19 protein-coding genes and 1 pseudogene are annotated in these 15,950 nt (G+C 35.3%); 4 read left to right on the forward strand and 16 right to left on the reverse strand.

Annotation, left to right across the window (positions count from 1 at the left end; translation table 11 throughout):
• Positions 1-23 precede the first annotated feature (23 nt).
• The 15 genes from Q7A53_RS06270 to Q7A53_RS06340 form a co-directional block, all read right to left on the reverse strand.
• Positions 24-470, reverse strand: a complete 447-nt coding sequence (locus tag Q7A53_RS06270; protein ID WP_411788277.1) for a hypothetical protein — start codon at positions 468-470, stop codon at positions 24-26.
• An 18-nt stretch (positions 471-488) separates the two neighbouring features.
• On the reverse strand, positions 489-1,061 hold the full coding sequence (locus Q7A53_RS06275) for a crossover junction endodeoxyribonuclease RuvC (protein ID WP_411788278.1): 573 nt from the start codon (positions 1,059-1,061) through the stop codon (positions 489-491).
• Entirely contained in the window at positions 1,054-1,218 is a 165-nt protein-coding gene (locus tag Q7A53_RS06280; RefSeq protein ID WP_411788279.1) for a hypothetical protein, read from the reverse strand. The genes Q7A53_RS06275 and Q7A53_RS06280 overlap by 8 nt, the downstream gene beginning before the upstream one ends.
• An 84-nt stretch (positions 1,219-1,302) precedes the next feature.
• Positions 1,303-4,395 (reverse strand): PHP domain-containing protein, encoded by a 3,093-nt coding sequence (locus Q7A53_RS06285; RefSeq protein ID WP_411788342.1) that lies wholly within the window; start codon positions 4,393-4,395, stop codon positions 1,303-1,305.
• 15 nt (positions 4,396-4,410) lie between these two features.
• A complete protein-coding gene (locus Q7A53_RS06290; protein WP_411788280.1) occupies positions 4,411-4,944 on the reverse strand; it encodes a hypothetical protein in 534 nt (177 codons plus the stop codon).
• Positions 4,945-4,968: 24 nt separating this feature from the next.
• Positions 4,969-5,568, reverse strand: a complete 600-nt coding sequence (locus Q7A53_RS06295) for a hypothetical protein (protein ID WP_411788281.1) — start codon at positions 5,566-5,568, stop codon at positions 4,969-4,971.
• 4 nt (positions 5,569-5,572) lie between these two features.
• On the reverse strand, positions 5,573-6,163 hold the full coding sequence (locus tag Q7A53_RS06300) for a hypothetical protein (protein WP_411788282.1): 591 nt from the start codon (positions 6,161-6,163) through the stop codon (positions 5,573-5,575).
• A gap of 85 nt (positions 6,164-6,248) precedes the next feature.
• A complete protein-coding gene (locus tag Q7A53_RS06305) occupies positions 6,249-6,872 on the reverse strand; it encodes an ATP-dependent Clp protease proteolytic subunit (RefSeq protein WP_411788283.1) in 624 nt (207 codons plus the stop codon).
• 11 nt (positions 6,873-6,883) lie between these two features.
• The gene (locus Q7A53_RS06310; RefSeq protein ID WP_411788284.1) at positions 6,884-7,375 is read right to left on the reverse strand and encodes a dihydrofolate reductase; all 492 of its coding nucleotides are present in this window, start codon (positions 7,373-7,375) and stop codon (positions 6,884-6,886) included.
• Positions 7,375-7,605, reverse strand: coding sequence for a hypothetical protein (locus tag Q7A53_RS06315; protein ID WP_411788285.1), 231 nt, complete (start codon positions 7,603-7,605; stop codon positions 7,375-7,377). Before Q7A53_RS06315 ends, Q7A53_RS06310 begins: the two co-directional genes overlap by 1 nt.
• A 1-nt stretch (position 7,606) precedes the next feature.
• Positions 7,607-8,449 (reverse strand): thymidylate synthase, encoded by an 843-nt coding sequence (gene thyA, locus Q7A53_RS06320; protein WP_411788286.1) that lies wholly within the window; start codon positions 8,447-8,449, stop codon positions 7,607-7,609.
• Positions 8,450-8,462: 13 nt separating this feature from the next.
• Positions 8,463-8,930, reverse strand: a complete 468-nt coding sequence (locus Q7A53_RS06325) for a hypothetical protein (RefSeq protein ID WP_411788287.1) — start codon at positions 8,928-8,930, stop codon at positions 8,463-8,465.
• 43 nt (positions 8,931-8,973) lie between these two features.
• Positions 8,974-9,369: a hypothetical protein gene (locus Q7A53_RS06330; RefSeq protein ID WP_411788288.1), complete on the reverse strand. Its 396-nt coding sequence runs from the start codon at positions 9,367-9,369 to the stop codon at positions 8,974-8,976.
• Positions 9,300-9,599 (reverse strand): hypothetical protein, encoded by a 300-nt coding sequence (locus Q7A53_RS06335; RefSeq protein WP_411788289.1) that lies wholly within the window; start codon positions 9,597-9,599, stop codon positions 9,300-9,302. Before Q7A53_RS06335 ends, Q7A53_RS06330 begins: the two co-directional genes overlap by 70 nt.
• Positions 9,600-9,814: 215 nt before the next feature.
• Positions 9,815-10,183 (reverse strand): DUF3846 domain-containing protein, encoded by a 369-nt coding sequence (locus Q7A53_RS06340; RefSeq protein ID WP_411788290.1) that lies wholly within the window; start codon positions 10,181-10,183, stop codon positions 9,815-9,817.
• Positions 10,184-10,383: 200 nt separating this feature from the next.
• Between Q7A53_RS06340 and Q7A53_RS06345 the strand changes: the two genes are divergently transcribed.
• The 4 genes and pseudogenes from Q7A53_RS06345 to Q7A53_RS06360 all read left to right on the forward strand — a co-directional run bounded on the left by Q7A53_RS06345 (position 10,384) and on the right by Q7A53_RS06360 (position 14,946).
• A complete protein-coding gene (locus Q7A53_RS06345) occupies positions 10,384-10,572 on the forward strand; it encodes a small, acid-soluble spore protein, alpha/beta type (RefSeq protein ID WP_411788291.1) in 189 nt (62 codons plus the stop codon).
• Between the two features lie 114 nt (positions 10,573-10,686).
• Positions 10,687-12,066 (forward strand): annotated as a pseudogene (locus Q7A53_RS06350) (ABC transporter ATP-binding protein); the annotation flags it as partial.
• Positions 12,063-14,093 (forward strand): ABC transporter ATP-binding protein, encoded by a 2,031-nt coding sequence (locus Q7A53_RS06355; protein ID WP_411788292.1) that lies wholly within the window; start codon positions 12,063-12,065, stop codon positions 14,091-14,093. The pseudogene Q7A53_RS06350 and the gene Q7A53_RS06355, both read left to right, overlap by 4 nt.
• Positions 14,094-14,127: 34 nt before the next feature.
• A complete protein-coding gene (locus tag Q7A53_RS06360; RefSeq protein WP_411788293.1) occupies positions 14,128-14,946 on the forward strand; it encodes a S1C family serine protease in 819 nt (272 codons plus the stop codon).
• A 31-nt stretch (positions 14,947-14,977) separates the two neighbouring features.
• Here the strand turns inward: Q7A53_RS06360 and Q7A53_RS06365 are convergent, their stop codons facing one another.
• A complete protein-coding gene (locus Q7A53_RS06365) occupies positions 14,978-15,583 on the reverse strand; it encodes a flavodoxin family protein (protein WP_411788294.1) in 606 nt (201 codons plus the stop codon).
• Positions 15,584-15,950 lie beyond the last annotated feature (367 nt).

The raw sequence follows: 15,950 nt of genomic DNA on the forward strand, positions 1-15,950 counted from the left end.
ATCCAAATAAAGAAACCCCTTTATTAAGGGGTTTCTTCTATGTCTACTAAATCACCTTTTGGGGCAGAAAATGTCCAATTGACTTCAACTTCATTACCAAAATTAAGGGCTTTCTCTATTTCTTTTAGTTTCTCTTGTTTTATTTTTTCCCTAACATCTTCAACAATGTTTTTTTGAACTTGATCCATAACCCACTTTTCTCCTTTATGTTTTAATGAATTTAATACGTGTATATGATTATCATAACGATCTATAATGGAATAATTATAAGTATTAAACTTATACTCCGTATCGTCAATCTTGAGTATGACTTCTCCTTTTACAAATACACCTAAACGATAAAATTCAAAATCTAATCTGTATGTTCCATTGAATGCAATATCAATCTGTTTAGTATATTCTTTAAAGTATTCTTTTTTCTTCTCATGTTCCTCATTGACTTTGTTAAAATTATCTTTAAGCCATTTCATAATTGCACATCCTTTATGTTATTTCTTTTTGGATTTTTTCTGTTCTTTTGGTTTTCTTAGTTTTTTTATATCAGCCCAAACAGGTTTATTCCATACAATTAATTCTTTTTCAATTAAGTGCGTGATTAATACAGCACAACTATCACTTTCATCCTCATTATCAAACTGTAGATGACTATACTCATTACTTGTTAAAATACAATTAGCTAAATCTTCTTTTGTTGCATCTCCATGAACAATAGCCAATTTAACTGATTTAGGTGGATATAGATATTGTGGTTTAGTCCAAAGTAAGCATTGTAATACACCAGTTGCCTTTGCAATGGCTTGTGTTTCAGCAGGAAATCTTGAAAACATTCTTTCTATTGCTATTTCTTCTGGTGGATACTCAAGCAATAATGGTTTAGCCCAATCTGCTATTTTCTTTAATTTAATTGCATTTTTTTCTAAGCCTTTGTATTGCTTTGTGGCATAAATTTTTTTTGTATTAAAACTTCCTATGTATACAATTTCTTTTTCTTCTATACAGTATATAGTTATGCCGGTACATTTCAGACTTATATCTAATCCCCACAAAAAAGTCTTATTCATTTTCCTCTTCTGCTTTCATCATATTGTAGCAGTAGAAGTGATATATGTTTTGATCCTCAACAAATAATTGATTCTCATATACGTTTTTCACACAACAAGGGCATACACCTATTGTCTGATTTTCTAACCCATTTCTCTCTCTATCGTTGTGATTCAACGTCTTGCAACTCCTTATAATATACAAAATAACTAGGTAGCATTCACTACCTAGTTATTATTATACCATTATTTGTTGTGTTTGTCAATCTCTCTTGTTGCTTAATCGAATGTATTTACATTTCTCTAAGTGGGGTTCAAGAACGTCTTGGTTTTCAATCCATTTACCATTTTCATTCTTCCAACCATATTTCTCTTTTACATCAATGATTTCGATTACGTCACCAACATAAAGCAGGTCATCATCTTCTGTATAGAATTTCTTCTTCTCCACCTTAAGCATAAATTCTTTTCCAGTTGCGATCTGGTATAAGAAAACTTTTGGCTTATATTTCTTATTAACATCAACTACAAGGCAATAGTTAGGATTAACATTCTCAAACTTTGTAATGGCATATCCCAAAGCATCTTTCTCAAAAGCAATCTGTTCAAAGAGATCAACTTTTTCATTAGGTGTACTCATGACTTCATCATAATATTCTCTAAGTAGTGGGAGTCTTTTAGCTTTAGTTTTTTCTACTTGTTTTTTCTCATACTTGATTCCTTTACCTTCTCGAACTGCTGTATAGATTTTTAACAGTTTTTCTTTTTGTCCGAATTTTTTAAAGAAATCTAACTTTATTAGAGTCTCCATATGAGTTTTGTTAATCTTTGAAGTTCTTTCAATGACAGCTATAATGAGATCAAGAAAGTTCTCGAATGTCTCTGTTTGGTTAAGCCTATATAATTCTTCTGCAACATGTTCATTCATATTTTTAATTGAAGCAATACCTTTATAAATTTTATTAGCATCAATATCTGCTGAATAAATTCCTCTAGATTTACCATATTCAATCTGTTCTACTGTAATTCCAAAATAATCTAGTTCCTTCATGATATTAGCTGTTTGCGCTTTGTTACTTTGGTAAATATTCAAGACAACAGAATAGTAAGCTAGTGGATGATTAGCCTTTAAATAAGCACCATATATACTATCTAAAGCAACAGAATAAGCATGTGACGAATTAAATCCATACCCAACCGCATCTTCAATAATCTTCCAAACTTTTAAGGCATTTTCTTCACTACCTGTTTTTTCCACAAAACCCTTAATGAAACGATCATGGATAGGTTCAATGATACCTTCTTTCTTTTTAGCTATAGCTTTTAAAAGACCATAGGTTTCATCTTCTGGGAATCCTGCATAAACTAAGGTAGCCATTATGTTTTCTTGATACAAAATAAAGTTGTCACTTTCTTTTAGAATGGCATCAAACTCTGGAATTTCATAAGAGAAAGGTCTTCTGTTTAAAAAATAAGCTTTCATAGAAGAGAAAGCAGGTCTGATAGCTGAAACCCAACCAGATAGTTCACGAATACTCTTAGGCTTATATTGCATTACCTGTGGTTTTCCACTGTCTGTTCCTGTTTGGTTAAGAGTAGCAGTTAAACCTTTTTCATACAGTTCCCAAACTTTTTCGTCATTCTCAACAAGTTTAGATAGTTCACGTACATCTGGTATAGGTAATCCAACTGCATTGAAGCCCTCTGCAATAATTTTCCATACTGTCACAGTTAGATAATCATTCTTCAAGTATTTCCATGCATCAGAGGTATCAGAATCAATTAATGCACAATAAGTAATTTTTTTCTTGCCGTTATCTTCACTTCCAACTCGAATGACTCCAATTTCTTCTGAAATAGATTCAGATAAAAGAAGATTTGCACATGGATGTGGGGATACAGAATCAATAACACCTATGAATACCTTTGACTCTTCAATAATATCTTTCCATTTTGGGTGCTTTTTATATGCATCTAAATCTTTTCCAACTTCATTAAACTCTGCTTCTGGGATATTATAAGCCCTGCAAAGATTTCGGAATGCCTCTGATTCCTGCATAGTCCCATAAGCTGTCATCCAGTAACAGTTGTCATCTCCAAGATATTTTTTTGTTGCTTGTACAAATGGTTCTGGATTACTGGTGTTGAAGTCGATATCTGGAAGTGATTTGGTTTCTAGAATACGAGATACAGACATAAATCGAGTAGGGTAGAGAGTGATTGGTGCATCTAAACGATCAACTTCTGTAAACCCAAGTAACTTATTCAAGTAATAAGATGGTGCTGACCCACGACCAGTTTTGGTTAATACTCCACCATTCTTAATTGCATCTTTAATGATTGGGTAATTAAGTAAAAAGTAGTCTTCTGTATGAGTCTTATCAATTATATCCATTTCAAACTTTATTGCTTCTAGATAGTCTGAATGTTTCTCTTTTGGAATATTTACCCTATCTTTTTTCCATTCTTTGTTAATGATGCCTTTGAGTTTACTAATCTTTTCTTCATGGTTTAAATCTGGGTATAGAGAGGGCATTTTAATATCTTTGTTCATTTTTATAGTTTCGAAATCATCTGCTACCCAAGTATTTCTTAAAGCATCTTCTACTTGTTTTCGTGAAAACACACCTTGTTTTTCAAATCTTGCAAAGACCTTATCAGTAGTAGGGTAATCCATTATAAACCCATCTTCTTCTGGATAAAAAATGTTCTTACCTTTCAGTAGAAGATCACGCCACTTAGCATCTTCTTCATGAATATAATGAGTATCAGTTGCAAAGATGAAAGGAATATTGTGCTTATTATGCATGTTTAATAACATCTTATTATATTCAACTTGTTTGATGTGAGTATTGTCATGAAGTTCCAGATAGAAATTATCTCCAAAATAGTCCAGACAATCTGTAATAAAACATTCATCATTGTAAAGGTTGTATGGACTAGCAATACATGTAGAAGTAACAACAACATCTTCTGGATTTAGAGAAAACAATAATGACCTATCAATCCTTGGTTTATGGTAAAATCCAGTTAAGTTAGCTTCTGAGATTAATTTTGTCAACTGTTTCTTACCACTGTTTGTTTTAGCCATAATCAGTAGGTGTGCATTTGTCCTATCTTTCTCAAAGCGATTATGTACATAGTAAAATTCTACTCCGAATATCAATTTTAAACCGTATTTTTCAGCAATATCATAGTATTCAAAAACATTACCTGCATAACCATGTTCAACAGTAGAGAGGGTTTTATGTCCCAACTCTACTGCTCTTTTGGCTATATCTTCGATTGAAATTACTGAATCAGGAGTCATGATATTGGAATACTTAGAGTGTTTATGCCAATTTTCATACCTCATCAATTCTTTACCCCTTTAAGATAGCTTCTCTATTCTCTCTTTAACAACTTCTCGAAGCGTTAAATATGCTTCATCACCAAACAATTTATGTAGTCGGGATAGATCATTTAATGTATCTAAACACTCATCAATAGTTTCTAATTTATTGTAATAAATAACGTCTTGTGGTTTAGTTGGTTTCTTAGGGTTTTCACCACGTTTTAATTTTTCTTCATACTCTGCAATGGCTTGAGAGTTCTTCTTAATTTCCGTAAAGAAATTAGCTTCTTCAAGCCAGTTATTTCTATATCTTTCTTTTGTAATGAATTTTAAAATATAATCGTATTCTTTTGTTTCAAGACCAATTGCAATTTCCAATTCTGATTCCATTACTGCTTCTGATTGAGGTGTTCTAACAGTTGGAAATACTTGCATAATGTCATAGTCAAAACTAGAAACTGTTACACCATTTTGGTTATAAGAAAAATCAGCATAGTCAACCACAATAAAATACGCAACTTCATTAGAATTTTTAAGTTTGACAAAATCCCCAATGAAAAATTCCTGCACTTCTTCCATCTCCTTAATATGTAATTATTTGTTGTTCTTATCTAAAGATTTTTGATAACATGCGTAACAGACTGATTTGTATACTTGATCTGCATTCTTATTATCTTCAACTTTAATTCCACTATCGTCTAATATCATTTGACCATCTATGTAGAGGATATGATGAGTAGCATCATCACGACAATAATCACACTGCATTTCTATATTCACAATTCTAAAACCACGCTCAACTGCTCTCTTTGTTGCTTCAAACATAGTTGAGTTATATGAGATCATTAATCCATAAGCATAAATATCAACATCATATGTTAAAGATATTAAGGCTAATTCATCAATTTGATCAACCGTAAAGAACTGCAATTCATCTATCATTAAAACATCTGGGCGGTGCTTCCAAACGTTTTCTGCCATTACACCAACATCTTCTTCACTTATTGTTATAGCAGGTAACTTTTCACCTAAAGCTCTAGAGGTAATAAAATTATCATCATCTCTTGTGTTTTTCTTTGGTTTAAAAGCTAACACTTTTTTATCCTGTCGATTCTCAAACCGATAAGCACTTATAATCAAGTGTGCAGATTTAGAAGCGTTCATTGTACCAATGTTGAGGTCACGAATCTTCAAACTCCTAGCCATTATAAGGTTTTCCAATACCATAGTGTATTCCGAAATAATAAAGAACAGCATATAATTGATCTCTTATTTCTTCTTCGCTAACCATTTGTTGAGGTTGAGTGATTTTTGACTTCTCTAAAATTTCGACATGTGTATTATCATTAATAAATGATTCATGTTCATGCATAGTTAAGTCACGCATTTCTATAACCAACATTGTCCAGTCAACCTTCTTTATTTTAGCTTTTTCCTCTTGTGTAGGTGGTTCAATATTAAAATATTCATAAATTACTGCTTCAACCTGTTCTTCAATTTTAACGAAATCTGGCAATAGATTTTTTAGTGGAGAAGGGCAGTCACACATATAGACTTCAACAAAATCATGCATGAACACTAAGAATTGTTCTCTAGGTGAGTAACCTAAAGCTTCTGCCATAAACACACAATTAATTGAATGTTCTCCTACACTATACGCTCTGCTTGAATGACCAACAAACCTGTTTAATCTTGGTAATGCTCTGAAAATGTCATCAATGTGAATGCTTTCTTTTTTAATATCAAAATAATCAAACTTTCTTCCGCTAAATGTAGCTAAATAACTCAAATAAGTCACCCTCCTTGTGGTGTTAATATTATTATACCATTATTTGTTGTATGTGTAAAGAAAAAAGTGGTATGTTAATACCACTTTAATTTTCTTCTAATGCTTTCTCAGTTGGTACTTCTTCAACTTTTTCTGGTAGTTTAATTCTTTGTTTTTTCTCTGTGATCTCATGTACAAGACCTCTTTTTTTAGCTTCGTAAACAGAGAAGAAGTAATTTAGTTTTTGTCTGCAAATATTTGCCATTTCTTCTTTTGTGAAAATTTCAGCACTTGAAAACATTTGATCATACATGTCACGAATTTGGCTGATTTCAAGAAAGATTTCTGCATGTTCAGTTAGACTCCCCTCTGCATTATAGAGGACTTCATGATACATAAATCGAGTATGTCTGCTAGAAACTCTAACATCACCTGCTAAAAAGATTGCAAGTGCCATAGAAGCTACAATGCCAAGACCATGTGTGATAATTGGTGTATCAGACATTTCCATTGCACCAATGATCGCAAATCCATCTGGTGCGCTACCTCCACCAGAGTTGATGTAGATTTCAATTGGTTCTGGCTCATAATCATCTTTCATTTTTTCATATGCTAATTCCATTTCATAATCGTAATCATTGATTTCAGTAATTCTATCAATTACATATCCTGCAATTTGAGAGTTGATTGGTTGTGCAATGATAATTTTTCTGTCTGGTGAGTGTGTCATTTATTTATCCTCTATTCTTTTCTTTCATATGTAGCGAATGTAAAATTATGTGCATGTTCTTTATCTGCTTTATGCTCTTTTACACTGACTAATTTCCATTGTTTAACATCAATATCTGGAAAGTGTCTTGTGGCATGATTCCCGAATGTATGTACATGAGTGATCATCAATTTATCAGCATCATCAATGGTCTGGAAGTAGATTTCAGAACCTCCAATGATAAAAACTTCTTTATTTTTTGCTAATTCCAATACTGCCTCTATAGAGTCAATTACAGTAGCACCTTCTGCTACAAAATCTTCATCCATAGATAAGACATAATTCTTTCTTTTAGGGAGTGGTTTTGCAGGTAATGATTCCCAAGTCTTTCTACCCATAACTACTGTTTTTCCTGTAGTTACTGCTTTGAAATGTTTCATGTCTTTAGGTAGATTAAATAGTAATTTCTCTCCTGTACCGATTCCATTATTCATATCAGTACAGGCTATCAAAGTAATTGACATTACATTTCTCCTTCTTGTAATTTTTCTAAATCATTTTTCACTTCTTGCATTTCATTCTTTAGATGGTCAAGATCACTGTCTAAATCGTTATAAACACTAACCAGTTTCTCCATATATGGTGAACCATCAAAGTCATCTTGATATTCTTTAATGTGTTCAAATAGCCACTTTAATTCAGTGTGATTTAGCCATAAATTTTCTTTATTAACTACAATGCGTTCTATACTCATTTTAAATTGCAACCTCCATTTTAATACTTCCACAATTTTTATAATTTGCTAGACCGAAATCATCAATTGTAAAATCATAAAAATTCTTTACATTTGGGTTTATCCATAGCAAAGGTGCTTCTAATGATGGGTTGAAGATTTGTTGTTGCAATGGTTCTATATGTCTGTCATATATATGGGCATCCCCAATATTGAATATATACTCGCCAAGTTCATACCCACAAACTTGTGCAATCATTCTTTGAAGGACATTGTATTGGAAGATATTGAACGGATTTCCTAATGCCATATCATTACTACGACAGCGTACTTCTAAAGATAACTTGCCCTGTTTAACATACCATTGTGTTTCATATACACATGGAGTCAAGGACATATCCTCAAGATCGTCTGGATTCCATAAAGTTGTAATATGTCTCCTAGAGGCACGATTATTTTTCAATTCATATAAGAGGTAATCAACTTGATCTATGTATTCATTGGTAAGTGGGTGTACTCTATTTTTCTTAGCAAGCTGATATCCATATGCTTTGCCAATCGTTCCATCTGCTTGTTCCCATTCGTTCCAAATATTAACCCTCATATCACGTAGGTCTTGGACTCTGTTGGATTTCATTTGCCAAATCCACAATAGTTCTTTGATTGCAGTTTTCCATGCCACACGTTTTGTAGTTAATATAGGAACTTCTGTATTATCAAAACGAAACTTTTGAGAGATGATTGATTTTGTATGTGCAGGTGTTCCATCTTTCCAAACTGTTCTTACTTGTTCATCTGTATCCCACATTCCTTGTTGAAGAATGTTAAATATAATTTGGTTGTACTGTAAATCTGCTTGATTCAATTAATAACTCTCCTTAATCTACATGATCCCAATTAATCTTTTGTACATGTTTTCCATCATCACCATAGATATGACTACTGCCACAGTCCATGCAGTAAGTTTCATTTTCATCAACCATATTATTCTTTCTACTATTGCAAGTTGGACATTTATCTAAAGTGAAATTGCCACACATTAATGTAAATTCATTATCAGAAACAGCTTTTTCTTTTACTGCTAATCCGAATTTTTCACAAGCTTTCTTAACTGTACCAACATTAAGTTGTAGCTCATTTGCAATATGACTTCGTGGAATACCATTAGAATCACGCTCTGCTATTACTGTTTTAAATTCATCAGTGAATGTTCTTTTGTATTTACTTTCTTCTTTGTATGTAAGTAGTATTTCTGTAAGTTGCTTATGTGTTATGTTGAAGCTGACTAGGATAGTCGATAGCTCACTACCATCTGCATAAGCATCAATGACTTTCTGCTTTAACAACGATAAATCCTCCTGTTTATTATGTAATTATTTGTTGTATTTATTAGGATGTTTTTTTATGACTTCCACTTTTACGAACTACATTAAAATTATTACTGGATAGAATAGACATTAGTTCTTTTGAATTAACATTACCAGAATGTTTTTTATTAATTTCTGTAATGAGAAGCTGAATAGCTGATGGTTTGTTTGTCTGTTCTAAATCTGGTTCATGCTTAAGAGTATATCGACAAACACCTCTGTCAATATTCTCTACATCAATTCTATATCCAACTTGATACATTTCAGCAATGCGTGACCGATAACCAATAGCGATTTGTACTAGTTCTGTATTCAGTACACCTTTCTCTCCTGCTTGTCGAAGAACCTCTAGAATCTTTTGTTTTTGTGTTGGCTTACGATCCATTGCTTCTTTGTAAATCTCTTTATGGTGTGACATTTTACATTCTCCTTCTTTGTGTTAATTGATATAGGGTAGCCATTATCTGTTTTATGAAGATGACGAAAGGAATATTCTATTGGCTCATAACCGATAGTTTTAAACTGTTCAAAGTTCAAATGCATAATATTTTCCAAACCTTCACGATTCTTTCCTGCAATGAACCATCTGTCATTAAATGTTACACCTTCATTATTTTTATAACTAAAGTCAACAACGTATAACTCCATTTGTGTTCCTCCTGTATAAAATCGGTATTTTATTCAATTATTTACCCCTTTAAAAGTACCTCAATAGAGATGATTCCATTTTGCTGTGATTAGCCAAAAACGGCAACTGTGAGTTAAAACCACCTCCATATATCTATATTATCATTATTTGTTACACTTGTAAAGGTTTTTAGAAAATAATCTTAATTTTTAAAAACAAAGGGTGCAAAAGCACCCTAATCCATTACTAAAGCTAAAATTGTTTCTCCTGTTTCTTTACTTAATCCAACTCGTAGCCTCTGTTGAATTTTTTCAATATGATCTTCATTCAATCCAGTTGTATTCCCATGACTATCATGACTTGCGAAAAATACATCCCCACAAATAATGTCATATGGTTTATCATTATTTAATAGCAACATATTTTGTTCCATTTCATTTATTTTTCCTTCTTCATTAATCCAGAGATCAATTTGTGTATCTGGGATATTCACACATTCAATATATCCACCTACAATTTTCTGCATTGATTCCAGATCGTTTTCAATCTCTTCTATTGTAGGAGATTGTTTTCCTGTCTTGATTTTTATTATTTGTATCTTCATTTTTTTCCTCCTTTAATAGTTATTATGTTCATTTTATAATTATATATTGTATTTGTCAAACGCCTTTTTATTGGTAAATAAATGAATGGATTATATGGTTATTTTTTTCACTAGTATAATAATTCGAAAGGTGATATTATTGATTTACAGAAGAACGAAACACACAAAATTCTTCTGACACAACTAAGGAGTGGTCATCAATGTTAAACCAAAATGAAAATAAATTAGTAGTAATTGAATCTGAAAATATCCTCAATAAAATGAAAGAAGAAATTGCTCAAGAACTTGGAGTACAATTAGGTGCAGATGCAACGGCTAGGCAAAATGGTTCTGTTGGTGGAGAAATGACTAAGCGATTAATCGAACTTGCTAAAAAACAACTTCATTAAGGATAAAATAAAAGAAGCTCTCTAGGGAGCTTCTTTTTGTGTGTTAAGGTTTAGTTAGGGGATAACCATAAGAATTGTAAAAGCTGATTAGATTGTTACATAGGATTGTTTTATGACTTGAAGGCCTTAACAATGACAGCAGGATTCGGGATTTTAACGTTAGTCGATTCTACTGTGTTTATGATATTAATCATTATGATGATGGGGTTCACCATCAGCTGGAAACTTACATTGGCTGCGCTCCTTCCTTTGCCAATTATGGCACTGGTTATGAATCGCTATGGCAAAGTAATTCATAGCAGATTTATGGAAGCGCAAACGGCCTTCGGAGATATGAATAACAATGTTTTAGAATCGATTCGAGGCGTCCGAGTTCTTCGGGCCTTTGTTCAGGAAAGCAATGATGAACAGCGTTTTCAAGCAATGACGACCGATGTGTATGACAAAAATGTTCAAGTGGCGAAGATAGATGCCTTATTTGAACCCACCATTCAGATTCTTGTCGGCCTTGCCTACACCATCGGACTTGGCTATGGTGCTTCTCTTGTTTTTCACAATGTTATAACCTTAGGAGAATTGGTGTCCTTTAATGTTTACTTAGGTATGCTGATCTGGCCAATGTTCGCCGTGGGAGAACTGATCAATGTGATGCAGAGGGGAAATGCCTCGCTCGATCGGGTCAATGAAACATTAAATTATCATCCGGATGTGGTAATGCCTGCTAGACCTAAGCGGTTGGATAAACCAGAAGTGATTTCTTTCAAAGATGTTTCGTTTCAGTATCCTGAAGTAGAAGTGAAAGGGCTTGCCGGCCTGTCTCTCACGATCCGGAGGGGTCAGACAGTTGGAGTGGTTGGGAAAACTGGAGCTGGAAAAACCACATTCTTCCGGCAATTGCTCCGCGAGTATCCTGGCCTTACAGGTTCCCTTCAAGTGAACGGGGTCGATCTGAGTGACTTAGATATGGATATGACTCGTTCCTGGATTGGATACGTCCCTCAAGAGCAGGTGCTTTTCTCAAAAACGATCAGAGAAAATATCCAATTCGGGAAGAAAGATGCTAGTGATGAGGAAATTTATCGTGTATTAAGGCTGGCACATTTTCTTGAAGATATAAAAAGTTTACCCAAAGGACTGGAAACTAAAGTAGGCGAAAGCGGCGTCACTTTATCTGGGGGGCAAAAGCAGAGAGTAGCTATAGCCAGGGCATTCATAATGAATCCTGAAATTCTGCTTCTTGATGATGCTATGTCAGCGGTAGATGGAAAAACGGAAGCAACCATTATAGAGCAGCTTAGAAGGGAAAGAAAGGATAAAACGACTCTCATTGCTGCCCACAGACTGTCTGCCGTTACACACGCTGATCATATCATCGTATTGGATGAAGGCCGTGTGATAGAAGAAGGAACTCATGAAGATCTAATGAAGCAAGCAGGCTGGTACCAAACCCAATATGAAAGACAGCAGCTTGAAGATGGCGAGGTGAGACCATGAAGAAATCCTCAACAGAAAAGAAACTATTCTTGTACGCCTGGAACTTTCGAAAAAGTATAACGGTCGGCCTGATCTGTCTGGTCTTAGCAGTGGCACTCGAGCTGACAGGACCGTTCATCGCCAAAAGATTAATTGATCAACATATCTTGGGAATCGAAAATCAATGGTATCAAGTCGAAAAATCTGACCATTATACCGTTCGCTATAATGGGGAACTTTACAAAAGGGCTGATCGATTAGCTCCGGAGGACCAGGAATCACGGCCTGCTACCATTCTGCAAGTGAATCATAGTTATTATTTCGTAGATCAGGAAATACCGTTAACCGGAAAAAGAACGCTGAACGGCAGTACGTTGACCATCAATGCTCCGGAGAAAAAAGTAGAGGCTCAAGCAGAACGTCTGTCCATGAGCCAGTTGTATCAATTCTTCCAGCCTGAACAGAGATCTATTTACTGGCTGCTGGGAATTTACGTAGGCTTGCTGTTTATTGCAGCCCTGTTTAAGTTCTCTCACACCTTCATTTTGCAAAAGTCCTCCAACCGGATCATTCGCAAAATGCGTGATGACCTTTTTGCTCATCTGCAAAGGCTTCCAATGAAATATTTTGTAGATCAGCCTGCTGGTAAAATTGTTTCACGCGTGACCAATGATACAGAATCAATTCGAGAGCTGTATGTGCGTGTGCTGGCAACTTTTGTAACAAGTTTTTTCTATATGACCGGGATTTACGTTGCTTTGTTTCTTCTTGATAAGAGACTTGCACTCATGTGTTTGCTTTTAGTACCGATTCTGTATGCCTGGATGAAGCTTTATAAACATCTTGGCGGGAAATACAACACGGTCGTTCGTTCTACCGTCAGTGAAATTAATGGAAGTATTAATGAGGCGATTCAAGGAATGCCGATCATACAAGCATTCCGCCAGGAGAAACAAACATCAGATGAATTTGAGCAGTTAAATAATAAGCATTTTACCTATCAAAGAAAGCTGGTAAGACTAAGTGCATTAACGTCATTTAATTTAGTAAATGTACTCAGGAATTTCGCTTTCGTAGGATTTATCTGGTATTTTGGTTCTGCTTCTCTTGGGGCAGAAGGGATTGTCACGGTCGGAGTTTTGTACGCCTTTGTCGATTACTTGAACCGATTGTTCCAGCCGATCACCGATTTTGTTAACCAGCTTCCTCAATTGGAAGTAGCACGTGTGTCAGCAGGTCGTGTGTTTGAAGTGCTTGAAGAAGAAGGAGAGAGAATCCATACTACTCCAATAGACCGATATCGTGGAGAAATTAAATTTGACCACGTATCGTTTGCGTATGAAAAAGATGTTTATGTATTAAAGGATCTTTCTTTTAAGGTTGCAGCTGGACAGACCGCTGCCTTTGTCGGGCACACCGGTTCTGGGAAAAGCTCTATCATGAATTTATTATTTCGGTTCTATGATCCGCAAAAAGGCAAGATAAGCCTTGATGGTACTTCCATTCAGGATTTATCAAGACAGCAAGTTCGCAGCTATATGGGGATTGTACTTCAAGATCCTTTTATTTTCTCAGGAACGATATTGTCGAATGTAACCATGAATGATGAAGATATTTCCCGGGAAATGGCGATAGATGCGTTGAAAGCTGTCGGTGCTGATCGTTTTATCGAGAAACTTCCTGGAAACTATGATGCCCCAGTTAAAGAAAAAGGGGATTCATTATCCATGGGAGAAAGACAGCTGATTGCGTTCGCAAGAGCTCTTGCCTTCGATCCTGCCGTACTGATTTTAGATGAAGCAACGGCAAATATAGATACCGAGACAGAACACTTGATTCAAAAAGCACTCGAAGTTCTGAAAAAAGGCAGAACCACGCTGGTTATTGCCCACCGCTTATCTACGATACAGCAAGCAGATCAAATCTTTGTCTTAAACCATGGTACAATGGTTGAGCAGGGAACACATCAGGAATTGATAGCTGAAGGCGGTCAATATTACCAGATGTACCGCATGCAGCAGGGCGCCTTAAAGGCTAATGCCATGTAGTTCCTAATCTCCATTAGCGTGGAGGAGGGCAAACATGAAGGATCGTAAGGATAAACAAGATATTATAGATGAAGACCTATATGAAGAAATTGATGAAGATGAGCTTTATGAGCTTGTTCAAGAAGAGAAATTTAAAGCACTGGAACGATCACGACAAAGAAGAGAGCAAAACAAAACTAAAAGACCCTTTCCTAAGTGGGCCTTTTGGTTGGTTGCTATTGTGATGGTCTTGAATATCATCGCTGTTCTCCCCAATACATTCTCGATCCCAGCGGTTAATTTTTTAAAGACTTCTGCTCAATTGTCCACAAATAAAAAAATAGAAACCTATCAGAAGTCGATTGTCGTAGTGGAAACGGGAAATAGCAAGGGGACGGGGTTTTCTTTTACCAGGGATGGTCAAATATTAACGAATCATCATGTGATTGAAGGAGAGAAACGAATCTCCGTCGCTTTTCCGGAACGAGGGTTGTTTGAGGCGAAGGTCATCAAGGATTTCCCAGAAGTGGACCTTGCCGTCCTAAAAGCTGAAGGGCAGAATTTCCCTCATTTACAGCTCGCTGATCATACTGCTTTTAATGACGAGGAACATTTCTATTTCATAGGGAATCCGCTAAAGTTTACCGGGATTGCCAACCAGGGTACAATCATTGACTACACCCAGCTGGAAGACTGGAAGGATCCCGTGCTCATGCTGGATGCACCAGTCTATCGAGGGAACTCAGGTAGTCCGGTTATTAATGATCAAGGCAAAGTCATAGCCGTCGTGTTTGCAACTCTTTCGCATGAACAGGAAGGCAGAGTAGGCTTGGCTGTGCCAATTGATTATTACTATGAGAAAATAAAGGAATGAAAAAATCCTGAGCAATTTCTGCTCAGGATTTTTAATTTGTTTCTAATTGATTCCCCGTCACTGGGATGGGATTGAAATTTAGTAACTCAGAAAAATGCAACACATTATAAGTCATCCGTTCGACTTTTTGCTGAATATCTTCTTCAACCATGCGAGGGGCGTCTAGAGGCTCATTGCAAATAGCACTCGCGTGAGGGGGAAGTGTGAAGCCTAACATAGAAAGTCGGTAATGTATGGATTGAGCAGCCAGTCTAGCACCGCCATCTCCGGCATCAGCTACAATAACACCCCCGACTTTATTGTAAAAGAGACCTTGGCCTTTTCTATTCGTCATTTCATGATAGCCTTGCAGTCTTTCTAAAATGAGCGAAGCAATACTGCTTTTATCCCCCATAGCAATGGGTGTAGCGAAGATCAAGATATCTGCATTTAATATTTTTTCAAAAATAAAGGGCCAGTCATCATCGCGGTCTATCGTACTGGATATTCCAAATTTAATATGGAAATCGCGTAAGTGGATGCGGTTTACATCAACCTTCTCCTTCTGCAAGGTTAACGCTGCATGATGGAGAAGCTTATCTGTATCTGTATGTTCATTTCCTTTTTCTAAACTGCAATTCAGTAATACGGCGTTCATCTTATCGATCCTCCTTAAGGATGTCATCACTTTAGATGTATCCTATATTTATATAAAGTAAACTTCTTAATCCTAATGATTACTATTTCCTAGGTAAATAAAACTATTAAACTACTATGCAGACTAGTTATCTGCTAGTTGTACGGAAACAAGAGACATATGTCCTGATTTCTGCAATCATTACTTAATAATATGTAAATCGTGTGTGGTGGAATACTCCGCACATTTACAGTAAAATAGTCATGCTCTCTACAATACCCGTGCATACAACTACCTTTAAAAAGTGAATAAGAAACATTGGTTGATACAATTCTGTAACATAAATGAAACTAATATTTAAAAATACACCCAAAAAATAGACCTGCTA

The organism is Halobacillus rhizosphaerae (genome assembly GCF_046719735.1).
Classification (GTDB): Bacteria; Bacillota; Bacilli; order Bacillales; family Halobacillaceae; genus Halobacillus_B; species Halobacillus_B rhizosphaerae.